General features: G+C 72.8%; 21 protein-coding genes and 7 tRNA genes. 12 read left to right on the top strand and 16 right to left on the bottom strand.

The features are described from left to right. The first annotated feature begins 30 nt into the window (after positions 1-30). Together ACZ4M5_RS19925 and ACZ4M5_RS19920 are read left to right on the top strand one after the other, a co-directional pair. The gene (locus tag ACZ4M5_RS19925) at positions 31-2,229 is read left to right on the top strand and encodes an elongation factor G-like protein EF-G2 (protein ID WP_467738523.1); all 2,199 of its coding nucleotides are present in this window, start codon (positions 31-33) and stop codon (positions 2,227-2,229) included. A gap of 170 nt (positions 2,230-2,399) precedes the next feature. Next, entirely contained in the window at positions 2,400-4,067 is a 1,668-nt protein-coding gene (locus ACZ4M5_RS19920; protein WP_467738521.1) for a hypothetical protein, read from the top strand. A gap of 169 nt (positions 4,068-4,236) precedes the next feature. On the opposite strand, the gene ACZ4M5_RS19915 is transcribed toward ACZ4M5_RS19920, so the two are convergent. From ACZ4M5_RS19915 to ACZ4M5_RS19900, 4 genes are all read right to left on the bottom strand, one after another. Next, positions 4,237-4,797 carry an HIT family protein gene (locus tag ACZ4M5_RS19915; RefSeq protein WP_467738519.1) on the bottom strand — a complete coding sequence of 187 codons (561 nt, stop codon included), beginning with the start codon at positions 4,795-4,797 and terminating at the stop codon, positions 4,237-4,239. Between the two features lie 64 nt (positions 4,798-4,861). Further along, complete coding sequence (thrS, locus tag ACZ4M5_RS19910; protein WP_467738517.1) at positions 4,862-6,838, bottom strand: threonine--tRNA ligase; 1,977 nt, start codon at positions 6,836-6,838, stop codon at positions 4,862-4,864. Positions 6,839-6,930: 92 nt separating this feature from the next. Continuing rightward, complete coding sequence (locus tag ACZ4M5_RS19905) at positions 6,931-8,184, bottom strand: hypothetical protein (protein ID WP_467738515.1); 1,254 nt, start codon at positions 8,182-8,184, stop codon at positions 6,931-6,933. After that, the gene (locus ACZ4M5_RS19900; RefSeq protein WP_467738513.1) at positions 8,181-8,747 is read right to left on the bottom strand and encodes a DUF4365 domain-containing protein; all 567 of its coding nucleotides are present in this window, start codon (positions 8,745-8,747) and stop codon (positions 8,181-8,183) included. The genes ACZ4M5_RS19905 and ACZ4M5_RS19900 overlap by 4 nt, the downstream gene beginning before the upstream one ends. 169 nt (positions 8,748-8,916) lie before the next feature. Here ACZ4M5_RS19900 and ACZ4M5_RS19895 point away from each other — a divergent pair, with 169 nt between their 5' ends. Continuing rightward, positions 8,917-9,645: an exonuclease domain-containing protein gene (locus ACZ4M5_RS19895; protein ID WP_467738511.1), complete on the top strand. Its 729-nt coding sequence runs from the start codon at positions 8,917-8,919 to the stop codon at positions 9,643-9,645. Between the two features lie 68 nt (positions 9,646-9,713). Here the strand turns inward: ACZ4M5_RS19895 and ACZ4M5_RS19890 are convergent. Next, a tRNA-Val gene (locus ACZ4M5_RS19890) sits at positions 9,714-9,785 on the bottom strand. 39 nt (positions 9,786-9,824) lie between these two features. Further along, positions 9,825-10,271, bottom strand: coding sequence for an SRPBCC family protein (locus ACZ4M5_RS19885; RefSeq protein WP_467738509.1), 447 nt, complete (start codon positions 10,269-10,271; stop codon positions 9,825-9,827). Between the two features lie 97 nt (positions 10,272-10,368). On the opposite strand from ACZ4M5_RS19885, the gene ACZ4M5_RS19880 reads away from it, so the two are divergent. After that, on the top strand, positions 10,369-12,765 hold the full coding sequence (locus tag ACZ4M5_RS19880) for an SCO7613 C-terminal domain-containing membrane protein (protein WP_467738507.1): 2,397 nt from the start codon (positions 10,369-10,371) through the stop codon (positions 12,763-12,765). Between the two features lie 480 nt (positions 12,766-13,245). Here ACZ4M5_RS19880 and ACZ4M5_RS19875 read toward each other — a convergent pair. Then, positions 13,246-13,317: transfer RNA gene (locus ACZ4M5_RS19875), tRNA-Val, on the bottom strand. A gap of 67 nt (positions 13,318-13,384) precedes the next feature. Next, the gene (locus tag ACZ4M5_RS19870) at positions 13,385-13,843 is read right to left on the bottom strand and encodes a TIGR02611 family protein (protein ID WP_467738505.1); all 459 of its coding nucleotides are present in this window, start codon (positions 13,841-13,843) and stop codon (positions 13,385-13,387) included. 191 nt (positions 13,844-14,034) lie between these two features. On the opposite strand from ACZ4M5_RS19870, the gene ACZ4M5_RS19865 reads away from it, so the two are divergent. Together ACZ4M5_RS19865 and ACZ4M5_RS19860 are read left to right on the top strand one after the other, a co-directional pair. Then, positions 14,035-14,448, top strand: a complete 414-nt coding sequence (locus tag ACZ4M5_RS19865) for an SsgA family sporulation/cell division regulator (RefSeq protein WP_004002642.1) — start codon at positions 14,035-14,037, stop codon at positions 14,446-14,448. 284 nt (positions 14,449-14,732) lie between these two features. Then, entirely contained in the window at positions 14,733-15,293 is a 561-nt protein-coding gene (locus ACZ4M5_RS19860) for a CGNR zinc finger domain-containing protein (protein ID WP_467738503.1), read from the top strand. A gap of 14 nt (positions 15,294-15,307) precedes the next feature. On the opposite strand, the gene ACZ4M5_RS19855 is transcribed toward ACZ4M5_RS19860, so the two are convergent. Continuing rightward, entirely contained in the window at positions 15,308-15,736 is a 429-nt protein-coding gene (locus ACZ4M5_RS19855; protein ID WP_467738760.1) for a hypothetical protein, read from the bottom strand. Between the two features lie 154 nt (positions 15,737-15,890). Next, positions 15,891-16,331 carry a hypothetical protein gene (locus ACZ4M5_RS19850; RefSeq protein WP_467738501.1) on the bottom strand — a complete coding sequence of 147 codons (441 nt, stop codon included), beginning with the start codon at positions 16,329-16,331 and terminating at the stop codon, positions 15,891-15,893. A gap of 185 nt (positions 16,332-16,516) precedes the next feature. Between ACZ4M5_RS19850 and ACZ4M5_RS19845 the strand changes: the two genes are divergently transcribed. Continuing rightward, positions 16,517-17,029, top strand: a complete 513-nt coding sequence (locus ACZ4M5_RS19845) for a DsbA family protein (protein WP_467738499.1) — start codon at positions 16,517-16,519, stop codon at positions 17,027-17,029. Positions 17,030-17,061: 32 nt separating this feature from the next. Here ACZ4M5_RS19845 and ACZ4M5_RS19840 read toward each other — a convergent pair whose 3' ends face one another. From ACZ4M5_RS19840 to ACZ4M5_RS19830, 3 genes are read right to left on the bottom strand one after another with little or no spacing between them, the layout of a single operon-like run. Continuing rightward, positions 17,062-17,886, bottom strand: a complete 825-nt coding sequence (locus ACZ4M5_RS19840) for a GNAT family N-acetyltransferase (protein ID WP_467738497.1) — start codon at positions 17,884-17,886, stop codon at positions 17,062-17,064. 54 nt (positions 17,887-17,940) lie between these two features. Then, positions 17,941-18,762 (bottom strand): aminotransferase class IV, encoded by an 822-nt coding sequence (locus ACZ4M5_RS19835; RefSeq protein WP_467738495.1) that lies wholly within the window; start codon positions 18,760-18,762, stop codon positions 17,941-17,943. Beyond that, positions 18,759-19,802: a chorismate-binding protein gene (locus tag ACZ4M5_RS19830; RefSeq protein ID WP_467738493.1), complete on the bottom strand. Its 1,044-nt coding sequence runs from the start codon at positions 19,800-19,802 to the stop codon at positions 18,759-18,761. The genes ACZ4M5_RS19835 and ACZ4M5_RS19830 overlap by 4 nt, the downstream gene beginning before the upstream one ends. Positions 19,803-19,979: 177 nt before the next feature. Here ACZ4M5_RS19830 and ACZ4M5_RS19825 point away from each other — a divergent pair. From ACZ4M5_RS19825 to ACZ4M5_RS19805, 5 genes are all read left to right on the top strand, one after another. Beyond that, a tRNA-Gly gene (locus tag ACZ4M5_RS19825) sits at positions 19,980-20,052 on the top strand. 37 nt (positions 20,053-20,089) lie between these two features. Next, positions 20,090-20,163: transfer RNA gene (locus ACZ4M5_RS19820), tRNA-Cys, on the top strand. Between the two features lies 1 nt (position 20,164). Beyond that, positions 20,165-20,236: transfer RNA gene (locus tag ACZ4M5_RS19815), tRNA-Val, on the top strand. Positions 20,237-20,258: 22 nt separating this feature from the next. After that, positions 20,259-20,330 (top strand) — tRNA-Val (locus ACZ4M5_RS19810). A 43-nt stretch (positions 20,331-20,373) separates the two neighbouring features. Continuing rightward, positions 20,374-20,445 (top strand) — tRNA-Val (locus tag ACZ4M5_RS19805). Positions 20,446-20,500: 55 nt separating this feature from the next. On the opposite strand, the gene ACZ4M5_RS19800 is transcribed toward ACZ4M5_RS19805, so the two are convergent. From ACZ4M5_RS19800 to ACZ4M5_RS19790, 3 genes are all read right to left on the bottom strand, one after another. Beyond that, entirely contained in the window at positions 20,501-20,782 is a 282-nt protein-coding gene (locus tag ACZ4M5_RS19800) for a TFIIB-type zinc ribbon-containing protein (RefSeq protein WP_398110663.1), read from the bottom strand. 79 nt (positions 20,783-20,861) lie between these two features. Next, the gene (locus ACZ4M5_RS19795; protein WP_467738490.1) at positions 20,862-21,803 is read right to left on the bottom strand and encodes a phosphotransferase family protein; all 942 of its coding nucleotides are present in this window, start codon (positions 21,801-21,803) and stop codon (positions 20,862-20,864) included. A 321-nt stretch (positions 21,804-22,124) separates the two neighbouring features. Continuing rightward, entirely contained in the window at positions 22,125-22,334 is a 210-nt protein-coding gene (locus ACZ4M5_RS19790; protein ID WP_369197422.1) for a hypothetical protein, read from the bottom strand. Between the last annotated feature and the right edge of the window lie 98 nt (positions 22,335-22,432).

Raw genomic sequence — 22,432 nt, 5'->3', positions numbered from 1 at the left:
GGGACCTCACCGTGCACGGGAGGCAGGATCATGGGCGACAAGGGACAGACACACCCAGGGGCCGCCGGCAGGGCACAGGCGGCCGACCACCCCCGGTCCGTACGGAACGTGGTGCTGGTCGGCCACTCCGGATCGGGCAAGACCACCTTGGTCGAAGCCCTCGCCCTCACGGCGGGGGCGGTGAACCGGGCGGGCCGCGTCGAGGACGGCGGCACCGTTTCCGACTACGACGAGATCGAGCACCGGCAGCAGCGCTCGGTGCAGCTCTCCCTGGTGCCCGTCGCCTGGGACGGCATCAAGGTCAACCTCCTCGACACCCCCGGATACGCCGACTTCGTCGGTGAGCTCAGGGCCGGTCTGCGCGCGGCGGACGCGGCCCTCTTCGTCGTCTCGGCCTCGGACGGCGTGGACGGATCGACCCGCGCGGTGTGGGAGGAGTGCGCGGCGGTCGGCATGCCCCGGGCCATCGTCGTCACGCACCTGGAGGCGGCGCGCTCCGACTTCGAGGAGATGACCCGGAGCTGCGCGGAGGCCTTCGGCGCGGACGACCCGGACGCGGTCCTGCCGCTCTACCTGCCGCTGCACGGACCCCAGGCGTCCGACGGGCACGCGCCCGTGACGGGGCTGATCGGGCTGCTGTCGCAGAAGCTGTTCGACTACTCCACCGGCGAGCGCAAGGAGTCCGAGCCGGGCGCGGAGCAGCTGCCGCTGATCGAGGAGGCCCGCAACCGGCTCATCGAGGGGATCATCTCGGAGAGCGAGGACGAGACGCTCATGGACCGCTACCTCGGCGGGGAGCCCGTCGAGGTCGGGACGCTGATCGACGATCTGGAGCGGGCCGTGGCGCGCGGGGCGTTCTTCCCCGTCCTGGCCGCCGCCCCCGCCGCCGGGGGCGCCCGGCAGGGGCTCGGCACGGTGGAACTGCTGGAGCTGATCACCGGCGGCTTCCCGACCCCGCTGGAGCACGAGACGGTCCGGGTGACGACCGTCGGCGGCGAGCCGCGCGAGCTCAAGCCGTGCGACCCGGACGCCCCGCTGGTCGCGGAGGTCGTGAAGACGTCCTCCGACCCGTACGTGGGCCGGCTGTCGCTGATCCGCGTGTTCTCCGGCACCCTGCGCGCCGACCAGACGGTCCACGTCTCCGGGCACGGTCTTGCCGACCGCGGGCACGAGGACCACGACGTGGACGAGCGGATCGGCGCCCTGTCCACGCCGTTCGGCAAGCAGCAGCGCCCGGTGTCCCACGTGATCGCCGGTGATCTGGCGTGCGTGGCCAAGCTGAGCCGCGCCGAGACCGGGGACACGCTCTCCGCCAAGGACGACCCGCTGCTGATGGACCCCTGGCAGATGCCGGACCCGCTGCTGCCGCTGGCCATCCAGGCGCACAGCAAACCGGACGAGGACAAGCTGTCGCAGGGCCTGGCCCGGCTGGTCGCCGAGGACCCGACGATGCGGCTGGAGCAGAACCAGGACACCCACCAGGTCGTCCTGTGGTGCCTGGGCGAGGCGCACGCGGACGTCGCCCTGGAGCGGCTGCGCAGCCGCTACGGCGTCCAGGTCGACGTCGTACCGCACCGGGTGGCCCTGCGCGAGACCTTCGCGCACAAGTCGGCCGGGCGCGGCCGGCACGTCAAACAGTCCGGCGGGCACGGCCAGTTCGCCATCTGCGAGATCGAGGTCGAGCCGCTGCCGGGCGGTTCCGGCATCGAGTTCGTGGACAAGGTCGTCGGCGGGGCGGTGCCCCGGCAGTTCATCCCCTCGGTGGAGAAGGGCGTCCGCGCCCAGGCCGCCAAGGGGATCGCCGCCGGGCATCCGCTCATCGACGTGCGCGTGACGCTGCTGGACGGCAAGGCCCACTCGGTGGACTCCTCCGACGCGGCGTTCCAGACGGCCGGCGCGCTGGCGCTGCGGGAGGCCGCCGCCGCGGCGAGGATCCATCTGCTGGAGCCCGTGGCCGAGGTGTCGGTGCTGATCGGTGACGACTTCGTGGGCGCCGTGATGAGCGACCTGTCGGGGCGGCGCGGCCGGGTGCTCGGCACCGAGCAGACGCCCGGCGGGCGCACCCTGATCCGGGCCGAGGTGCCCGAGATCGAGATCGGCCGGTACGCGATCGACCTGCGGTCGATGACGCACGGCGCGGCCCGCTTCAGCCGCCGCTACGTGCGGCACGAACCGATGCCGGCGCAGGTGGCGGAACGGGTGCGCGAAGAGGCGCACGCGGTCGTGTAGTTGGCGCCGGGCGCCGCCAAGTGACCTGGTGAGGGCTTCCCTCCGCGTCGGCGGACGGCTTGACGGCCGTCCGCCGACGCGCGCGGGTGCGGGCGGATACGCTGATGACCTGATCAACAGGTGTGCGCGGAGCGGAAGTCGGGAAGGCCGCAGATGCGGATGCGGCGGCGATGGGGGCGGCAGTGACGGACGGATTCGACTTCAGTCCCGGGGCCCAGGTGCCCCTGGCGGGTGCCAGCGGCCAGACGGCGGCGACGTACGCCCTGGCCGCGGCGGCCTACCGTGACGACGAGGTCGCCAAGATCCTGGCCGCCGACAACGAGTGGCACCAGTCGAAGGTGACGCCGCCGCGGTCCTGGGCGAAGATCTTCCGCCCCCGGCTCGGTGAGGCCTTCTCGCGTGCGGTGATCGACCGCATGCTGGGCGTGGGGCGCAAGCCGGTCATCCAGTCCTTCGGCATCGAGCCCCAGGTCGTCGTCGAGCACTGCCTGGCGGCCCACCGCATCCGCCGCGACCGGGACAACACGCTCTCCGTGATCACGGTGCTGTGCGGCCTGCTCTTCCTGCCCGGCTTCCTCGTGTGGCTGCTGGTGTTCACGCTGCGCACCACCATGGCCAAGCGCGAGGACAAGCGCGCCGGCGCCCTGGCCACGACCCTGCTGGTCGCCATCGGCGCGCTGGCCGTGCTGTTCCTGCTGAAGATGCCGTTCACCGGATTCTGGGGCTGGTACGCGCGCGCGTGCGTCCTGATGCCGGTGGTGGGCTGGTTCTGGGCCAAGCACGTCTGTGAGCGCACGGCACGGGATCTGCGGGACCGCTGGTCGAGCATGCTGTCGGGCGGCGGGGTCGGCGCCAAGATCCCCGAGGCGGTCCCCGGCAACCCGGGCGACGCCGCCGAGCAGGTCCGCAAGGAGCTGGCCCGCCTGGCCGCCGAGCAGCGCTCGAACTCGGTCTTCTACGCGGGCCCCAAGGGCATACTCGGCATGGGCACGCGCTGGGGCAGCTGGCAGCTGGCGGAGGAGCTGGTGCCGGCCGAGCCGGGCAAGGAGTTCCACCCCTTCCGCAGCTGGGACGTGATCGTGGCGATCCAGGGCGGTCTGGCCATGCTGGAGCGCACGTCGATCAACACCGGCGGTTTCCCGAAGCCGTCCATCACGCACTGGATCGTCACGCCGATCGGCGAGAACGCGACGGAGGTGTCCCGGCCGAGCGGCACGGACGTCGACGCGTACACGGTCCGGACGCACGCCGTGCAGGACATCTGCAACAAGCAGCAGTTCGGCAGCGGCGACCGGCACTACCTGGGCGTGCAGTGGACGCTGTGGGACGGCCATCTGGTGATCACGATGCTGATCACGGTGACGGTGCTGCACGACACCCTGCGCATCGAGGTCACCGGGCACGCGCTGGGGCCGGTCAACCCGCTGTTCAACGAGAAGCCCGCGGCTCGGGAGAAGACGGTCCAGAAGTCGTTGCGCTTCTGGGAGACCCGCACGGTCAAGCTGCCCTTGGTCGACGCCGACGAGGTGGTACGGCTGGCCGCGCGCGCCCCGCTGACCTGGTACCCGCCGCTGCTGAACTGGCTCGGCGGCAGCCTCACGCTGCCGGAGCCCTTCGGTCTGCGGCACGCGTGGGCGGACCAGCCGTGGCGGCACCGGTTCATGGCGGACGACGCGCTGCGGGCGGCCACGCCGGTGCTGCGCGTGGTGCACGCCGCGGCCCTGAAGGTGCTGCGGGAGAACGGGGTGAGCGTGGAGAAGTTCGGTGCGCGGTCGGCGGCGCTCAGCGGGGCCGTGCAGGAGGCCTCGCCGAAGAAGGCGGATGTGTACGACGCCTAGTGGGTCAGGTGCCCTGCTTGCTTAGTGGGTGAGGTGCCCTGCGTGGTGAGTGGGCGAGGTGCCCTGCGTTGCGGCCGGGGCGCGGGTGGGTGCGCGGCCCGGCGCTGCGGGGTGCCTCCCCCGATCTCTTCGAGCAGGGGGAGCCCCAGCGCCCTGCCCGCGGGCCGAGCTAACTGCTCGGCCAGGCCTCGGCCAGCATTTTCCTGGTGTCGGCCAGGAGCTGCGGCAGCACCCGCGTGTGGCCCACCACCGGCATGAAGTTCGTGTCGCCCCCCCAGCGCGGCACGATGTGCTGGTGCAGGTGCGCGGCGATGCCCGCGCCCGCCACCGAGCCCTGGTTCATGCCGATGTTGAAGCCGTGCGCGCCGGAGGCCGTGCGCAGGGCCGTCATCGCCTGCTTGGTGAGCTCGCCGAGCTCGGCGGTCTCCGCGGCGGTGAGGTCGGTGTAGTCGGCGACGTGCCGGTAGGGCACGGTCATCAGGTGCCCGCCGTTGTACGGGTACAGGTTGAGCACCGCGTAGACCTGCTCGCCGCGGCGGACGACGAGCCCGTCCTCGTCGGACTTGGCCGGGATCGAGCAGAAGGGGCAGCCGTCGCCGGCGCCCGGGCCGGTCGGCTTGTTCTCCCCCTGGATGTAGGCCATCCGGTGGGGGGTCCACAGACGCTGGAACGCGTCCTGCGTCCCGACTCCCAGCTGCTGCTCCGGCTCACTCGTCATGCAGTGCAGCATATGGCGTCGAGCTGGGGGGACGGCAAAGGCCCCCGGGAGATCCCGGGGGCCTCGCGCCGTGCGATCAGACCTGCGTGCGGTCCTCGACGATCTTCAGGATCTTCGCGATGGCCTCGTCGAAGGGGATGCCGTTCTCCTGCGAGCCGTCGCGGTAGCGGAAGGACACCGAGCCGTTCGACATGTCCTCGTCGCCCGCGATGACCATGAAGGGCACCTTCTGCTTCTGGGCGTTGCGGATCTTCTTCTGCATGCGGTCGGAGGAGGAGTCGACCTCGACGCGCAGGCCCTTGCGACGGGCCGCGGCGGCGAACTTCTCCAGGTACTCCACGTGCGCGTCGCCGATCGGGATGCCGACCGCCTGGACGGGGGCGAGCCAGGCCGGGAAGGCGCCCGCGTAGTGCTCCAGGAGCACCGCGAAGAAGCGCTCGATGGAGCCGAACAGCGCGCGGTGGATCATGACCGGGCGGGTCTTGCTGCCGTCCGCGCCCGTGTACTCCAGGTCGAAGCGCTCGGGCAGGTTGAAGTCGAGCTGGATGGTCGACATCTGCCAGGTGCGGCCGATGGCGTCCTTGGCCTGGACGGAGATCTTCGGGCCGTAGAAGGCGGCGCCGCCCGGGTCCGGGACCAGCGGGAGGCCCTGCTTCTCGGCGACCTGGCGCAGCGTCTCGGTCGCCTCCTCCCACGCCTCGTCGGAGCCGACGAACTTCTCCGGGTCCTTGGTGGACAGCTCCAGGTAGAAGTCGGTCAGGCCGTAGTCGCGCAGCAGGTTCAGCACGAAGGTGAGCGTCTTGTCGAGCTCCTCCGACATCTGCTCACGGGTGCAGTAGATGTGCGCGTCGTCCTGCGTGAAGCCGCGGGCCCGGGTCAGGCCGTGCACGACGCCCGACTTCTCGTACCGGTACACGGTCCCGAACTCGAACAGGCGCAGCGGCAGTTCGCGGTAGGAGCGGCCGCGCGCGTCGAAGATCAGGTTGTGCATCGGGCAGTTCATGGGCTTGAGGTAGTAGTCCACGCCCTCGTCGAGCTGCATGGGCGGGTACATGCCGTCGGCGTACCAGTCCAGGTGGCCCGAGGTCTCGAAGAGCTTCCCCTTCGTCGCGTGCGGGGTGTAGACGAACTCGTAGCCCTCCTCCTCGTGGCGGCGGCGCGAGTAGTCCTCCATGACCCGGCGGATGATTCCGCCCTTGGGGTGGAAGACGGCCAGGCCGGAGCCGATCTGCTCGGGGATGGAGAACAGGTCCAGCTCGTTGCCCAGCTTGCGGTGGTCGCGCTTCTCGGCCTCGGCGAGGAACTCCAGGTGCGCCTTCAGCTCGTCCTTGGTGGGCCAGGCGGTGCCGTAGATGCGCTGGAGCATGGGGTTCTTCTCGCTGCCGCGCCAGTAGGCGGCCGCGTTGCGCATGAGCTTGAACGCCGGGATGGCGCGGGTCGACGGCAGGTGCGGGCCTCGGCAGAGGTCCTTCCAGCACAGGTCGCCGGTCTTGGCGTCGAGGTTGTCGTAGATCGTCAGCTCACCGGCGCCGACCTCGACGTCCGCGCCGTCGTCGGACGAGGCGGAGCCCTTGAGGCCGATCAGCTCCAGCTTGTACGGCTCGCCGGCCAGCTCCTCGCGGGCGGCCTCGTCGGTGACCACGCGGCGGGAGAAGCGCTGCCCGCGCTTCTGGATCTCCTGCATCTTCTTCTCGATGGCCTTGAGATCCTCGGGCGTGAACGGCTTCTCGACGTCGAAGTCGTAGTAGAAGCCGTCCTTGACGGGCGGGCCGATGCCCAGCTTGGCCTCGGGGAACAGCTCCTGCACGGCCTGCGCCATGACGTGCGCGGTGGAGTGGCGCAGGATGTTCAGACCGTCCTCGGAGGAGATTTCGACGCCCTCGACCTCGTCACCGTCGGACAGGGCGTACGACAGGTCCTTGAGCTCGCCGGCGACGCGCGCGGCGATGATCGAACGCTCGCCGGCGAAGAGCTCGGCGGCCGTAGTGCCCGTCGTCACCACGCGTTCTTCCCGCTCGGAATCGCGCTGGATGATCACACGGACGTCTGACACCGGTCTCTCCTGACTGAAGGGGGGCTGCGGCGCCATACCGGAGCGCGCGCACGAGTAAGGATCGTACCGACCCGGGGCCGCCCCCCGCGAAATCAGTCCCCGCGGACCCCTCCCCCGGCCTCGTCGAAGAAGGAGGCCGTGGCCCCGCCGTCCTCCCGGAGCGACTTCATGAGCCGGTCCCGCTCGGCCTCGTCCAGCTGCACCGGGACGACACCGTGGACACCGGTGAGGCGGCGGAACCCGCCCCGGCTCTCCAGCCGCCCCTGCACCCGCACGGGCAGTCCGACGAGGTGGGCGTGGACGGCGGTCCGGTACGGCTCCTCCTCCAGGGCGATCCGGACCTGCGGCACCTCGGCCCCGGCCAGCACGCGCAGCCGTACGGTGCCCGCGCCCCGCGGTCCGGGCCTGCGCAGATGCGTGATCGTCCCGGTGATCCGCACGGACACGGACGGTTCCTCGCGCAGGTAGCGGGCGCTCGCCGCACGCAGGACGGGGAGGTCGCCGGGTGAGAACTCGACGGGTTCGGCCGCGGACGCGCAGCCGTCGGGGACACCGGCCGCAGGGGCCCAGGCGACGGCGATCCGGGCGCCCTCGGTGCCGTGGACGAGGGCGACGAGGGCCTCGGTCAGTTCGTGGCACACGCCGGCCTCCACAGCGCCGTCGAAGGCGTCCGTGCCGCCGGTGGCGCGCTGGTAGTCGACGGCCTCGCGCGCCGCGTGCAGGGCCTGGTGGAGACGTACGGCCAGGGGGCGGCCGCCGTCGACGGGCACGAAGGCGGTGAGCCGGCCGTCGTTCGCGGAGCCGACGAGCACGTGGCTCATGGACGCGGCGGCGGCGCGCCGGTGCCGGGCACCGTGGTAGCCGGCCCGGGCCCGGCCGGCGAGGGCGGCCGCCAGCAGCGTCCGGCGCGCGGCGGTGCGCAGCCGCTCCTCCACGCTCCAGGGCGCGGCCCCGGCCGGTCCGGCGGGGACGTCGTGCCACCAGCGGATCTCGTCGCTGGGCACGGTGAGGGAGACGAGGACCTCGCGGGCGCACGGTGATCCGCTGCGGCTCAGGGCGAGCAGGGCCTCGCCGAGCAGGTCGTCGCTGTCGGGGAAGGCGCGGCTCTCCGGCACGAGCAGGCTGGTGCCGACGGCACCGGGACCGGGCGGGGTCCAGCGGCCGTAGCGGCCGGGGGCGCCGCCGCGGCGCTGCCAGCCGTGCCGGCGCAGCAGGGCGGCGAGCACGGCCGGGTCGACGTCGCCGGGCGCGGGGGCGGATCCACCGGGGGCGGTGCCGGCGAGGGCGGGTTCGGCGGGGTGGGCTCGTACGGGCCGCAGGGGCCCCTCCGTCGGGCGGTGCGTCACGGTGTTCCTCCCGTCCCGACCCGGGTCATGATCTCGCACAGCGCCCGGTCGTCGAAGATGCGCGCGGTCGGTATGCGCACGGTGGTGCGGCGGCGGCCGGTGACCGGATGGCCCGCGAGGTTGGTCCAGTAGCAGCAGTGCCGCAGGTCGAGCCGGTCGTGCCCGGCGCGCAGCCAGTCGTCGCGCGAGCGGGGCACGAGCATCACCACGAGGATCTTGTGCACGGTCACGGGCGTGCGGGCGAGCTTGACCAGGTGGTCGTTGTCGAGCGTGAAGGAGAAGCTTCGGCCCGGCGGGTGGGGCGGCACCTGGTAGGTCGCCTTGAGCTGCACCTTGATGGTGACCTCGTCGTCGACCGTGTGCCCGGGGGCGCTGTGGCTGACGTGCCAGTCGATGCCGTTGTCGGGGAAGGGCTGGGACAGCGAGCAGCCGGCGGCGGCCGCGACGGCGTGCAGATAGCCGACCTGCAGGGTCTCCATGCAGGCGGTGGTGGCGAGAGAGCCGCGGGTGGGAGCCGTGCGCTCGGGCAGCAGCCCGCCCCGTTCGGGCTGCGCTATGGCCATGGCCGAACAGCCTTCCAGAACAGTCGATTCCCCGTGCGGGCCGCTGAACTGCAAAGACCCGTACTCCTGTTGTCTCCTTCCGGCGTACGGCGCAAACAGCCCGGGTATCACCGGATCGGGCAGCGGACGGTGCGTCAACTGCCGAAGGCGAACGAGGGGTTGTGGGCGTATGACGACGTGCTGGTACGAAGGGCCGCTGGCCGCCTTCGACACGGAGACGACAGGCGTCGACGTCGAGACCGACCGGATCGTGTCGGCCTCCGTCGTCGTCCAGGACGCGCCGGGCGTCCGGCCGCGGATCAGCCGCTGGCTGGTGAATCCGGGGGTGCCGGTGCCCGCGCAGGCGACGGAGGTGCACGGCCTGACCGAGGAGCATCTGCAGCGCAACGGCCGGTGGCCCGCACCGGTGATGTTCGAGATAGCGGAGGCGCTGGCCGAGCAGGCGCACGTGGGCCGCCCGGTGGTGGTGATGAACGCGCCGTTCGATCTGACCATGCTGGACCGGGAGTTGCGCCGCCACCGGGCCTCGGCGCTGGGGCGCTGGTTCGAGTCGGCCCCGCTGCTGGTGCTCGACCCGCGGGTGCTCGACAAGCACCTGGACCGCTACCGCAAGGGCCGCCGCACCCTGACCGACCTGTGCGCGCACTACGGCGTGTCCCTGGAGGGAGCGCACGACGCGGCGGCCGACGCGGTGGCGGCGCTGGAGGTGACCCGGGCGGTGGGCCGGCGGTTCGCGTCCCGGCTGGAGCGGCTCGCACCGGGCGAGTTGCACACGCTGCAGGCGGTGTGGCACGCGGCGCAGGCCCGGGGCCTGCAGGCGTGGTTCGCGCGCAGCGGCGTGGACGAGGCGGTGGATCCGGCGTGGCCGCTGCGCCCGGAGCTGCCGGCGGCGGCCTGAGCACCTGGCATGGGGCGCGCCCGGGCATGAAAAAACCGGTCCGTCTGCGACGGACCGGCTGTTTCCGGTGGGCGATACTGGGTTCGAACCAGTGACCTCTTCGGTGTGAACGAAGCGCTCTCCCACTGAGCTAATCGCCCGGGAACGCACTGAACCATACAGGTCCCGGCACGCTTCCTTCAAACCGCTCCCAGGTGTCCGGACAGTCCGCGCCGTCCGGACCGCATCATCAGCGCGTGGTTGGCGCGGAACAACGGCCGTCCCGGTACGGCGAACCGCCGCAGCAGTGGCTTGCGGACGGTCACGGCCTGGTCGTACCGCGCGAGGGTGCCCTCGCCGTGCGGAGTGACGGTCCAGCGCGCCCAGCCCTCCATGTCGCCGGACAGCGCGATCTCCAGCACCCCGGCCGCCGGTTCGCGCCGTGTCTGCCGCGCCGTGAAGGTCATGTCGTACGGCAGGACGGAGCGGACGCGGACGACGCCGGTGGTGTCGTCGAGCCGTTCGACGTCCCGGATCTGGCGCCACCAGCGCGGGTAGTCCTCCGGGCGGCACAGCACGTCGTAGACGGCGTCCGGCGGGGCGGGCAGGGGCCACAGGCTGCGGAAACGGTAGTGGTTCCAGTCCATGTCCGCAGTCTGCCCCCGGTGCGCCGGTCCGTGTCTGAGTACGCCCCTGAGTACCCGCACTCATGGCACGCCGGGTGGCCCGGACCACACTGCGAGCATGACGCACCAACCGCCCCCGGCCGAGGAACTGCGGCTCCTCGACGCCGAACTGCACCGACTGGACGCCCGGCGGGCCCAGTTGCTGGCCCGCCGTGCCTGGCTGGTGGCCGCTCTGCAGCAGATGCAGACGCGCCCCGTGACGGCGCCGCACCAGGCTGCCGCACCGCCCCGTCCCGAGACCGCGGCACCCAGTGTGCAGAACGTGCTGCTGGTGCTCGGCGGCATCCTGCTCATCCTCGCCGCCGCGGTCTTCACGCTGGTCAGCTGGGGGCACCTGGGCATCACCGGGCGGGCGCTGGTGCTGGGGGCGGTCACGCTCGCGACGCTCTTCGCCCCTGTGCCGCTGCTCAAGCGCGGCCTGCGCTCGACGGCCGAATCGCTGGCGGGCCTGGGCCTCGCCCTGACGGTCCTCGACGCCTACGCGCTGCACGAGGCGGCGCTCGACGGCACGGACGGCACCCTGTACGCGGCGGCCGCCTCGGCGGTGCTGGCGGCCGTCTGGGCAGCGTACGGCCTGCTTCCTGCGGTGCGGTCCCTGCGTCTGCCCCTCCCCTGCGCCGTGGCGGCGGCCCAGTCGCCGCTGACGCTGTGGGCCCTGGCCACGGACGCCGGTCCGTACGCCGTCACGGCCGCGCTGCTGGTGACGGCCGGACTGGACCTGGTGCCGGCGCTGCGGGCGCCGGACGCCGCGGTGCGGATCTGCGCCCTCGTCGGTGCGTACGGCACGGGCGGTTGCGGGGTGCTGAGCGCGGGCTGGCTGTCGTTGACCGCCCACGGCCCGGTGGCGGCCGCCCGGGCCGGTGCGCTGCTGGTGCTGGCGGCGGCGATCGCGCTGGGCGCGGCCTGGCGGGTCGCCGGTCCGGCCGGGTGGCATGCCCGAGGTCTCGCGGCCCTGTCGGGGCTGCTCACGGTCGCCGCGCTCGGCGGAGTGGTCCGCACGGCAGTTCCCGGCGTCTGGACGGTGCCGGCTCATCTGGTGTTGGGCGTCGCCCTGTTGGCGGTCCTGCGGACGCGACGGCTGCTGCCGGAGGCGATACGGCAGGGTCTGGTCCAGGCCTCGGCCGCGGTGCAGGCACTGGCTCTGCTGTCGGTCCTGCCGGTGGCCGCCCTGGTGGTGCTGGGTCCGGCCGGGTGGCTCGGGCGGATCTGGAGCGGTGCGCCGTCGGACGCCCGGGCCGCGGTCGCCGTGGAGGCGCCCTGGCCGTCGGACGCCGTGACGGCTCCCCTGGTGCTGCTGGCGGTTGCGGCCGTGCTCGCGGGGACGGTCCGTGCCGAACCGTGGCGTCCGCGCGCCCGGACCGGAGCGCTGGGCCTGCTGTGGGCGACGGCGCTGCTGCTGCCTGCGGTCCTCCAGGTTCCGTACCTCGCGGGGCTGGCGGTCCTGGCCGTCGTGGCGGCGGCTGCGCTGCACCTCGCCCGGACCACGCGCACCGAGGCGAGGATCACCGCACTGGTCCTCGCGCTGATCACGAGCGCGGACCTCACGCTCCTGTCGCTGGCCTCGCGGAACGTGACGCTGGTCGTGCTGTCCCTGTCGACGGCGTTGCTCGCGATCGCTTCCCGGCAGGCCCGGCTCACCCCGTTCACGGCCCCGGCCGCCCTGGTGTACGGCGCCGCCCTGGTGTGCGCGGCGGGCGCGGCAGCCGGCTGGCCGCCGGCCCGCACCGCCCTGCTGGTGCTGGTCGTTCCCGCGGTGGCCGCCCTGCTCGCCGCCCTGCTGGCCGCCCGCCCGGGTATGGCCCGCGCGACGGTTCCGGTCGAGGCCGCGGGTGCCGCCGCCGCGTTCCTCGCCGTCGGGCTCGCCGTCACCGACCCGCCGCTGCTCGCCGTGGTACTGGCCGCGTGCGCGGTGGTCGCCGCGGGCACCGCGCTGCGACCGGACCGCCGTCCCGTGGGGTACGCGGCCACAGCCCTGTTCGTGCTGGCCGCCTGGGTGCGCCTGGCAGCCTGGCAGGTCGACACACCCGAGGCGTACACGCTGCCGGTGACGGTCCCCGCCCTGCTGATCGGGGTACTGCGCCGGCGCCGCGACCCGCTCGCCTCGTCCTGGACCGCGTACGGTCCCGGGCTCGCCGCGACCCTGCTGCCCAGCCTGGCCGCGGCCTGGACCGATCCGCACTGGACGCGCCCGCTGCTGCTCGGCACGGCGGCCCTGGTCGTCACGCTCCTGGGTGCCCGGCACCACCTCCAGGCCCCGCTGGTGCTCGGCGGCACGGTGCTGGCCCTGGTCACCCTGCACGAACTCGCCCCGTACGTCGTGCAGGTGACCGGCGCCCTGCCCCGCTGGGCGCCCCCGGCGCTGGCCGGGCTCCTGCTGCTGGCACTCGGGGCGACGTACGAGCAGCGACTGCGGGAGGTGCGGCGGGTGCGGGACGCTCTGGGCAGGATGTACTAGGGGGTGCCGCCGACCTGTTCACCGAGATCCGGCAGCACGTTCTTCGCGGCGTATTCGGGTGGGAGCCGATCGCATTCCGAAAGACGTCCGCGAATTTCCGCCGGGGGCCGGGGTGTTGGGCTTCTTCCAGAAGTCGAGATAAGGCTGGAAGTCCGTTTTCGCCTTGATCCTCGAGCGCTTCTCCTCGAAGAACGCGAGGGTCCTGTTGATTCTCCGGGCGCGGCCCTCCGCATCCCCCGCACCTCCCCCCGCATCTAACGGATCGTCACAATGACCGAAAGAAGACGGGGCGCCGGGCGGAAACGGATGGCCGGGTGAGGTCGCCTTTCGGCCACGGGATGTCCGAGGCGGGACGTCGGGCGCGGGGACAACGGAGGCGGGAGAGGACCCTGAGCGAGGCGCGTGGAACCGGTGCCCGGGGAGCGGGCCGGACACGACACCGGCCCACCTGCGCGTTCGCAGGTGGGCCGGTGATCCGGGTGGGCGATACTGGGTTCGAACCAGTGACCTCTTCGGTGTGAACGAAGCGCTCTCCCACTGAGCTAATCGCCCGGACGCAGGAAGAACATTACCCCATGTCAGGGGGTGCCTGTGACCGGCACCGGCACCCCGGCGCCCCTCACTGGTCCTTGATCTTCCACGGCATGACGATGCCGAACTTCCACAGGTAGACCCCGACGAGCACCGCCACGATCACCAGGCCGACGCTCGTCAGGATGATGTTCCGGCGTCGCACCTTGGGGTCGAGGGCCCGCTGCGCTGCCTCGGTGACCTTCCGCTTGGTCCAGCGGAGCACCAGCTGCGCCCAGACGAACTCCGTGGCCCAGATCGCCATGCCGCCGAAGATCACGACCCAGCCCGGCCCGGGCAGGGGGAGCATGATGATGCCGGCCACGACGACGGCCAGGCCGATCACGAAGACGCCGACCTGCCAGCTCACGTGCAGGACACGACGCGCCTTGACGAATTCCGGCGCCCGCGAACCGAGTCCCCGATCCGGTTCGCTCCGCACCTCGCCCGTCCCCGTTCCGTCCGGCGCCACGGCCACCTCGCCCGGCTCGTCACTCCCCGTATTCATACGGACGAACACTACCCGAGCGAAACCAGTCACCGGAATGGACGCACGACGCGAACGATCTCTCGGCCGGAAGAGTTACGTAAAGGCACGCAAAACACTCAGAGGGGTTTACAACGGCACCGTAGGTGGCATGTCGATTTCGCCGACGTGCGAATCCCCGAGCGCACACTGAGCGAAAGGCCCTGGCGCTTATGAACACCACGGTCAGCTGCGAGCTGCACCTGCGCCTCGTTGTGTCGAGCGAGTCCTCCCTGCCTGTCCCCGCAGGCCTGCGGTACGACACGGCCGACCCCTACGCCGTGCACGCCACCTTCCACACCGGAGCCGAGGAGACCGTCGAGTGGGTGTTCGCCCGCGACCTCCTCGCCGAGGGGCTTCACCGCCCCACCGGCACCGGCGACGTCCGTGTCTGGCCGTCGCGCAGTCACGGTCAGGGCGTCGTGTGCATCGCCCTGAGCTCACCGGAGGGCGAAGCCCTGCTCGAGGCCCCGGCGCGGGCCCTGGAGTCCTTCCTGAAGCGCACAGACGCCGCCGTGCCGCCCGGCACGGAGCACCGGCACTTCGACCTCGACCAGGAGCTCTCACACATCCTGGCGGAGAGCTAGGCCGAGGCCCCACAAGCCGCCCGGCGCCGTCGACTCGGGGAGACGGCTCGGGCCGGGACAACCGCATACAGGTCACACCGGCGCCTGCTCCGCGGCTCACGCGGGGCGGCGCCGGTGTGCGTGCGCCCGGGTCCCGGGCGGGCGTGCGGGAACCGCGGCGGGCCCGGCGGCGTTCTGTCATCGAAGCCATGTGCGGGCAGGAGGGCGGACCGGCCGCGGTCGAGCCGTTACCATCGGCCAGCATCGGCGGGCGCCCGCCCGACCCTCAGGCCAGGGAGCGAATCGTGCTGATCACCCACGACACCCGGTGCGCCCTCGACACCGTGGTCGACCTGGTGAACACCGCACCGGACGACGACACGGCGCCGGACGGGCTGCCGGACGTGGCGACCCTCGCGGACTTCGTCCGGAACCACGAGATCAGCGACGTCGGAGTGCTCTCGGAGTTCGACCTCTCCGCGGTGCGCAAGATCCGCGGACGCTTCGCCGCGGTGTTCGCCGCACCGGACGCCCGGGCCTCCGCGGTGCTGATCAACGAACTGGTCGCGGCCGCGGGCACCACGCCCCGTCTCACCGACCACGACGGCTACGACTGGCATGTCCACTACTTCGCCCCAGGCGCCTCCGTGGCCGACCACCTGGCGGCGGACTGCGGGATGGCCCTGGCGTTCTTCGTGGTCGCCGGGGAGCAGGAGCGGCTGCGGCGCTGTGAGGCGCCCGACTGCCGGCGCGCCTTCGTCGACCTCTCCCGCAACCGCTCCCGGCGCTACTGCGACAGCCGGACCTGCGGAAACCGGCTGCACGTGGCCGCGTACCGGGCGCGCCGCAAGGAGGCGGCGGGCTGAGGGTCCGCTGGGGCTCACAGCAGCAGCAGGTCGTGCAGCGAGGCCAGGAGCAGCAGGGTCCCGATCACGGCCAGAAAGATCATCAGCGGTGGCTGGGAGAGGGCGAACAGGCAGCCGCGCGGCTCCTCCCCTGCCACCCGCCGTGCCTCCGGCAGGGCGGGTGACCCGTCTCCGGGAGAGAGCCGCTCGTCGACGAGGGCGGGGGCCTCGTCCAGCGCGGCCGCTGCGTCGCATCGCAGGGAGAGCCGCTCCTGGAGGAGTACGGGCGCTTCGTCCAGTGCGGCGAACCGCTCGGCCGGTGCGGCCGGTGCTTCCTCCCGCGGGGAGAGCCTCTCGTCGAGAGGTTCGGGCGCTTCGTCCCGGGCGGGCAGCCGCGCGTCGAGGAAGGCGGGGGCCTGGTCCTGTGACGGGGCGGGGTCGCTTCGTTGCGTGGTGTCGAGCATCTCGCGGCGATGATGACGCAGTCTCCCGGCCGGACGCGATCAGCGTCCGGCCTGCGCGCGGGGATGCGTCGAAACCGCGAGGTCCGGTTCGCCTTGTGATCACTTGCGCGCGCCCGGGGACGCAGTGTGACGCATCGCCCCTGCGCGCGGGACGTCAGATGCCGTGCTTCTTCAGGATCGCCTCGATGTCGCTGAAGTCGTCGTCGCCCCGGGGTGCGGCGGCGGGGCGCGAGGCCGGGCGCGAGCCCTGGCCCAGGGAGGGCGCTGAGGCCGCCGGGGCCACCGCGTCGGGCCGCTCCGCGGCGCGGGCCGCCGCCCTGCGCTCCTTGCGCGTACCGCCCCGGCGGCGCTCGACGACCCTGGTCGTCGCGAGGAGCACCCACGCGAGGCCCAGGAGGCCGAAGCCGGCCCAGGCGACCGGGCTGAACGCCGTGTCCGCCAGCCACTCGACCACACCGGTCATGACCAGGCCGATCGGCACCAGCGAGTAGGCGGCGATCCGGGCCGCCGCCAGGAAACGCTTGCGGTACGCCGTGACGGCCGCGATGCCGAGGCCGGCCGCGGACACGGCGGAGCAGACGGTCTCGGCAATCATCCGGGGTCCTCCAGGCGTGCGCGGTCGGGCGGTTCGTCCCTTCCATCCTGCACCCGACACACCCCGGCGGGCCATGCCCCCTGCGGACCTCAGGGACATCTCCGGGTCGCCTCCTCCGCAGGTGCCGGTGCCGCGTCGGTCTCCCCCGCACCACCGCGGTACCCGGCGGCTGGGAGACTGTCCGTATGAGTGAGTCCTCCCCCGCCCCCGTCCTCGAGGTCTGGTGCGACCTCCAGTGCCCCGACTGCCGCACGGCCCTGGACGACCTGCGTGCCCTGCGCGCCCGTTACGGCGACCGTCTGGAGGTGCGGCTGCGGCACTTCCCGCTGGAGAAGCACAAGCACGCCTTCGCCGCCGCCCAGGCCGCCGAGGAGGCCTGGGAGCAGGGCCGGGGGTGGCCCTACGCCGAGGCCCTGCTGGGCCGCATCGAGGAGCTGGGCCGGGCGGGCGAGCCGTTCCTGGTCGAGCTGGCCCGTGAACTCGACCTGGACGCCGAGGAGTTCGACACCGCGCTGATCGACGGCCGGCACATCCTGGTCGTGGACGCCGACCAGGCCGAGGGCAAGGCGCTCGGCGTGACCGGCACCCCGACCTACGTCATCGGCGGCGAGCGGCTCGACGGCGGCAAGAGCCAGGACGGGCTGCGCGAGCGGATCGAGGAGATCGCGGACCGGCTGCTGGCCGGCGGAGGGGACTGACCCGGGCCCGCCGCGCCCTCGGGCCGGGCCGGTCAGAGCAGCGGCTTGTACATGGCGTACAGCGTCGTGCCGTAGCCGAGCGAGTCGTAGAGCCGTTCCGCCGGGGTGTTGCCGGCGAAGACGTTGAGGCCGAGGGTGCGTCTGCCCTCGGCGATCGTCCGGGCCTCGGCGAGCAGCAGCAGGGTGCGGCCGTGTCCGCGGCCCCGGTGCGCGGCGTCCACCTCGACGTCGAAGACGAAGGCGTCGTCCGCGCGCACCGCCAGCCACAGCGTGCCCACCGGTGTGCCCAGGTGCTCGACGACGCTGATCAGCATGCCGTCGGTGGCGAGACCCTCGGGCAGGAGGTTGGCGTGGTCGCGCTCGGACTTGGCCCGGGCCTCGGCCTCCGGGACGCCCCGCTCGGCCCAGTCGCGGGCGTAGGCCTCCTTGCCCTTCTCCAGCCAGGGCACGAACTCCGCCTCGGTCATCGGCCGGGCGCGGCTGCCCTCGGGCAGCTCCGGCGGGGTGTCGCCGAGCCGCTTCGCCATGCCGCGGTTGCGCACCACGTAGCCGAGCGCGGCGGCGAGCCGGAGACCGGCCTCGGAGTCGGCCGGCACCGAGGTCTCGATCCGGTGGCACCCCCAGCCGCGCGCCACTTCCTCGGCGGCGAGGGCGGCGACCGTGCCCCGGCCCCGTCCGCGGTCCGGCTCGTCGATCTGCAGGTGTGTGATCCGGGCCACCGCCTCGCTGAACACCGGATGGGTGCCGAGGTGCAGCGCGCCCACGGGACGGCTGTTGACGCACACCTGGTAGCGGCGCGAGCGCGTGCCGTCGTCGTTTCGCTGAAGCGGCTCGGTCGGCCGCAGGGTCGTGGTCATCACCGGTGTTCTACCCGCAACCGCGGCCCTGGTCAGCCGAATATCGCGGGCCCGTCAGGGGTCGAGGTCGTCCCCTGAGCGCTCTTCGAAGATCCGCATGGCCTTGGCGGTCACCGGGCCCGGCGCGCCGGGCAGCTCACGGCCGTCGACGCGGTGCACGGCCTGCACGTCGCGCAGGGTTGAGGTCAAGAAGATCTCGTCGGCCCGCTCCAGGACGTCCAGCGGCAGGTCGGTCTCCCTCGCCCCGGTCCACTCGACCGCCAGGGCGCGCGTGATGCCGGCGAGGCACCCGGAGGCGAGCGGCGGCGTGTGGATCTCGCCGTCGAGGACGACGAACACGTTCGACCCGGTGCCCTCGCACAGCTGCCCGACCGTGTTGGCGAACAGCGCCTCGGAAGCGCCCTGTTCGCGGGCGCGGGCCAGAGCGACGACGTTCTCGGCGTACGAGGTGGTCTTCAGGCCGGTCAGGGCGCCGCGTTCGTTGCGGGTCCAGGGGACGGTGATCACGGCGGTCGAGTCGGGCCGGCGGCTGGTCTCGCCGAGGGCGACGACGAGGGTGGGGCCGTGGTCGCCGCGGTCCGAGCCGAGCGGTCCGTGGCCGCCGGTGTAGGTGATGCGCAGGCGGCCGAGGGCGGCCGGGACGGCCTCCAGGACGGCGGCGCAGGCGCGGCGGACCTCGTCCAGGTCCGGGTCGGGCAGGCCGAGGCCGCGTGCGGAGCGGGTGAGCCGGTCCAGGTGCCGGGTGAGGGCGAACGGCCGGCCGTCCACGGCCTTCACGGTCTCGAAGATGCCGTCGCCCACGGTCAGCCCGTGGTCGAAGACGGAGACGCGGGCGGACTCGATGTCCTGCAGCCCGCCGTCGAGCCAGATCTTCACGTCAGGTCCTCTCCACTCGCCTCGTACGTTCCCGACGCTATCGCGAGCAGCCGGGAGGCCTTCAGCTCGGTCTCGCGCCACTCCCCCTCGGGGTCGGAGCCCCAGGTGATGCCCGCGCCGGTGCCGAAACGCAGCATGCCCTCGGCCCGGTCGATCCAGAAGGTGCGGATGCCGACGGCCAGCTCACCGGTGCCCCGGTCGGCGTCGACCCAGCCGATGCCGCCGCAGTACGGCCCCCGGGGCGCCGTCTCCAGGGCGTCGATGATCCGCAGTGCGCTGGACTTGGGCGCGCCGGTGACCGAGCCGGGCGGGAAGGCGGCGCCTAGCAGCTCGGCCCAGCCGGCCCCCTCCCGCAGCTCGCCCCGGACCGTGGAGACCAGGTGGACCAGTCCGGGGTGCTTCTCGACGGCGCACAGGTCGGGCACGGTGACCGTGCCGGTGGCGCAGACCCGCCCGATGTCGTTGCGGACGAGGTCCACGATCATCACGTTCTCGGCGTAGTCCTTCTCCAGGAGGTCCGCCTCGGTGCGGCCGGTGCCCTTGATGGGCCCGGACTCGACGGTGAGCCCGTCGCGCCGCAGGAACAGTTCGGGGGAGGCGGTGGCGATCTCCACTCCGTGCCCCGGGAGGCGGATCGTTCCTGCGTAGGGGGCCGGGTTGCCCCGGGCCAGCAGGGCGGTGAGGGCGTCGACGTCGGCGCCGGGGGTGACGGGCGCGGACAGCACCCGGCACAGGTTCGCCTGGTAGACCTCGCCGGCCGCGATGTGCTCACGGATGCGCCGCACGGCCGCGGTGTACGCGGCGCGGTCCAGCGAGGACGTCCAGTCACCGGCCCCCGGGCCCCGCCACGCGCCGGGCACCGGCCGCGGCACCTCCGCCGTCCGTACGTCGCGGAAGCGGGCGCAGGTCAGACGGCCCTCGAAGTCGGCGCAGACCGCCCAGAACCCGCTGGACTCCAGCGCTTGCGGGTCGTCGGTGACGTCGAGGAGCCCGGTGGCGACGCGGTCACCGAAGCGGGCGAGGGGAGGGAGGTCGAGCACGCGTCGAGTCTATGGCGGGTGTCCCGCGGGTGACCGGGGGATGTCCCGCGCGGGGTCCTCGCGACGTCGCTGAGCAGGGCAGGTGCAGCACGCTGCGCAAACGCGTTTTTGTACTGGCACCGGAATCCGCTAGAGTTCAACACGTCGCCGGGCCGCGAGAGCGGACCGAAACGACAGGCGGACGTAGCTCAGTTGGTAGAGCGCAACCTTGCCAAGGTTGAGGTCGCGAGTTCGAACCTCGTCGTCCGCTCGAAGGAAGAGGGGGCTTCCCGGCCCCCTACACTCCTGGTGGAGTGGCCGAGAGGCGAGGCAACGGCCTGCAAAGCCGTCTACACGGGTTCAAATCCCGTCTCCACCTCCAAGGACGATTAGCTCAGCGGGAGAGCGCTTCCCTGACACGGAAGAGGTCACTGGTTCAATCCCAGTATCGTCCACTGGATCGTGAAGATCCGTCCCGCGCGATTAGCTCAGCGGGAGAGCGCTTCCCTGACACGGAAGAGGTCACTGGTTCAATCCCAGTATCGCGCACGCAGTGCCCATGGTCCGCTGCTCACAGTGGTCATGGCCCCGAGGACGATTAGCTCAGCGGGAGAGCGCTTCCCTGACACGGAAGAGGTCACTGGTTCAATCCCAGTATCGTCCACACCACCCGGGAGCCCCCGGCCGTTCGCGGCCGGGGGCTCCCGTCGTCGCGTGGCTCAGGACGAGAACAGCATGTGCCCGAAGCTCTTGTGGCGGTGGTGACCGTGGTGGCCGTGGCCGCCGTGCGGGGCGCCCCAGGCGGGAGCCGGAGGTGCCGGGTAGGCCTGCGGGGCGGGCGGGGGCGGCGGCGCCGGCTGGGACCACTGGGACTCCAGACGGGTCAGTGACTCCAGCTCGCCGTAGTCCAGGAAGATCCCGCGGCAGCCGCTGCACTGCTCGATCTGGACACCGTTGCGGTTGTACGTGTGCATCGGTGCGTGGCACTTCGGACACTGCATGGTCGTTCAACTCCTCGCCGGTCGGTCCTGCTTCACCTCTCGCCAGGACAGACTCCGTCCCGCGGTGGTCGGTTGCACCCTACGCCCGGTTCACCTGCGTCAACTGCGGCGGGGAGATCGCCATTCGGTCACAGGCGTCCACGACCGCCCGCTCCACCTCGTCCAGATCGCGGCCCGCGGCGGCCGCCTTCACCACGGCCCGGGCCGCGGTCTGCACGGTCAGGGCACGGGCGCAGACGTCCAGCGCGGGCCAGGGGTCGCCCGCGGCGGGTACGGCCGGTCCGCCGGCCCGCCGGTAGGAGTCGAGGAAGCGGGACCACTCGCCGGGCGGCAGCAGACCGCAGGCGTACCAGGCGGCCGGACGGGCCAGGTCCCAGGCCGGGACGCCCACGCCGGCGTCGTCGACGTCGATCAGCAGCCAGGGGCCGTCGGGGGCGGGGTGGCGTACGAGCTGGCCGAGGTGGAGATCGCCGTGGCAGAGCGTGCCGGTGCCGGGCATCGGTGCCTCGGCCCGGGCCCACGGCGGGAGGGTGTCCCAGGCACGCAGGACGGCGGCGGTCGCCGGGCCCGGCACCGCCTGGCGTAGGCGGGCGACGGCCAGGGCGGCCTTGGCGGGCCCGCGCATGGGCGGCAGCCCGTCGGGGACCGGCGCGCGGTGGAGGCGGGCGAGCAGCGCGCCGGTCTCCTCCCAGGGCGCGGCGTCGGGGTCCGCCGGGTCCACCGGCACGCCGTACGGCCAGCACGTCACGAGGCGGTCGTGCAGGTCCAGGGGTGCCGGGGTGAGCGGGGGCAGGAAGATCCCCGGGAGGCCCAGGGCGAGAGCCAGACGACCGGCCAGCCCGGCCGGGTGGGCGTCCGGGGCGTGGGCCTTGGCGACGGTGTCCGCGTGCCGGACGACGAGACCGTCGGGCCGGTCGGCGAGCGTGGCCGCGCCGCAGGGACACGCCCGGGAGCGGGCGTGCGCGGCGGCCCGGGCCTCGGCGCGGAGCGCGGCCGCGAGCGGACCGGAGTCGGACGTCACGGGGCTCCCTGCTGCCTGGGTTCTGGCGGTCCCGGGTGAGATTACGCCGGGTCGGGTGGCATGGTGCGGGGCGGTGGCGGGTTCTGGGCGCCGCGGCCTGGGAGGGGGCGGTGGCGGGTTCTGGGCGCCGCGGCCTGGGAGGGGGCGGACGCGCCCGCCGCCGTGGATGCTTGCGGGGTTCTTCGCCCCCAGGGAACAGCAATGCCGGCGCAGCTCCCCAGCTGCGCCGGCATCTGTGCCGTCCGCCGCACCCCCGTCCCCACGGGGTTTCATGGGTGGATGTCCCCGCCCGGACCGCTCTTCCGGGCCTGGGGTCGCCGCTCAGCGCCCCAGCATCTCGCCCACGGACGACGCCTGTGTGGCCACTGTCTCCCACCCGTCGAAGACGAGGAGGAGCAGGACCGCCAGGGGAAGGGCCATCAGCGTCGCCACCACGGGGTGGCGACGGCCCTGGCGGCGCGGACGGAACGCGGCGGCGTACGCCTTGCGTCCCTCCTCGCGGATCAGCGTCCGCGCTGCCGTGTGGGCCATGGTCCTCTCCTGACCGTGTTCCGTTGTCGTCTGCAGCGGCGGGCGTCTGACCTCGGGGGACGAGTGCTGCCACCCGCCGCTTGACCTCAAATCTAGGT

The sequence above is a fragment of the Streptomyces sp. NPDC026246 genome (assembly GCF_055567995.1).
This window is presented reverse-complemented; position numbering and strand designations above follow the sequence as displayed.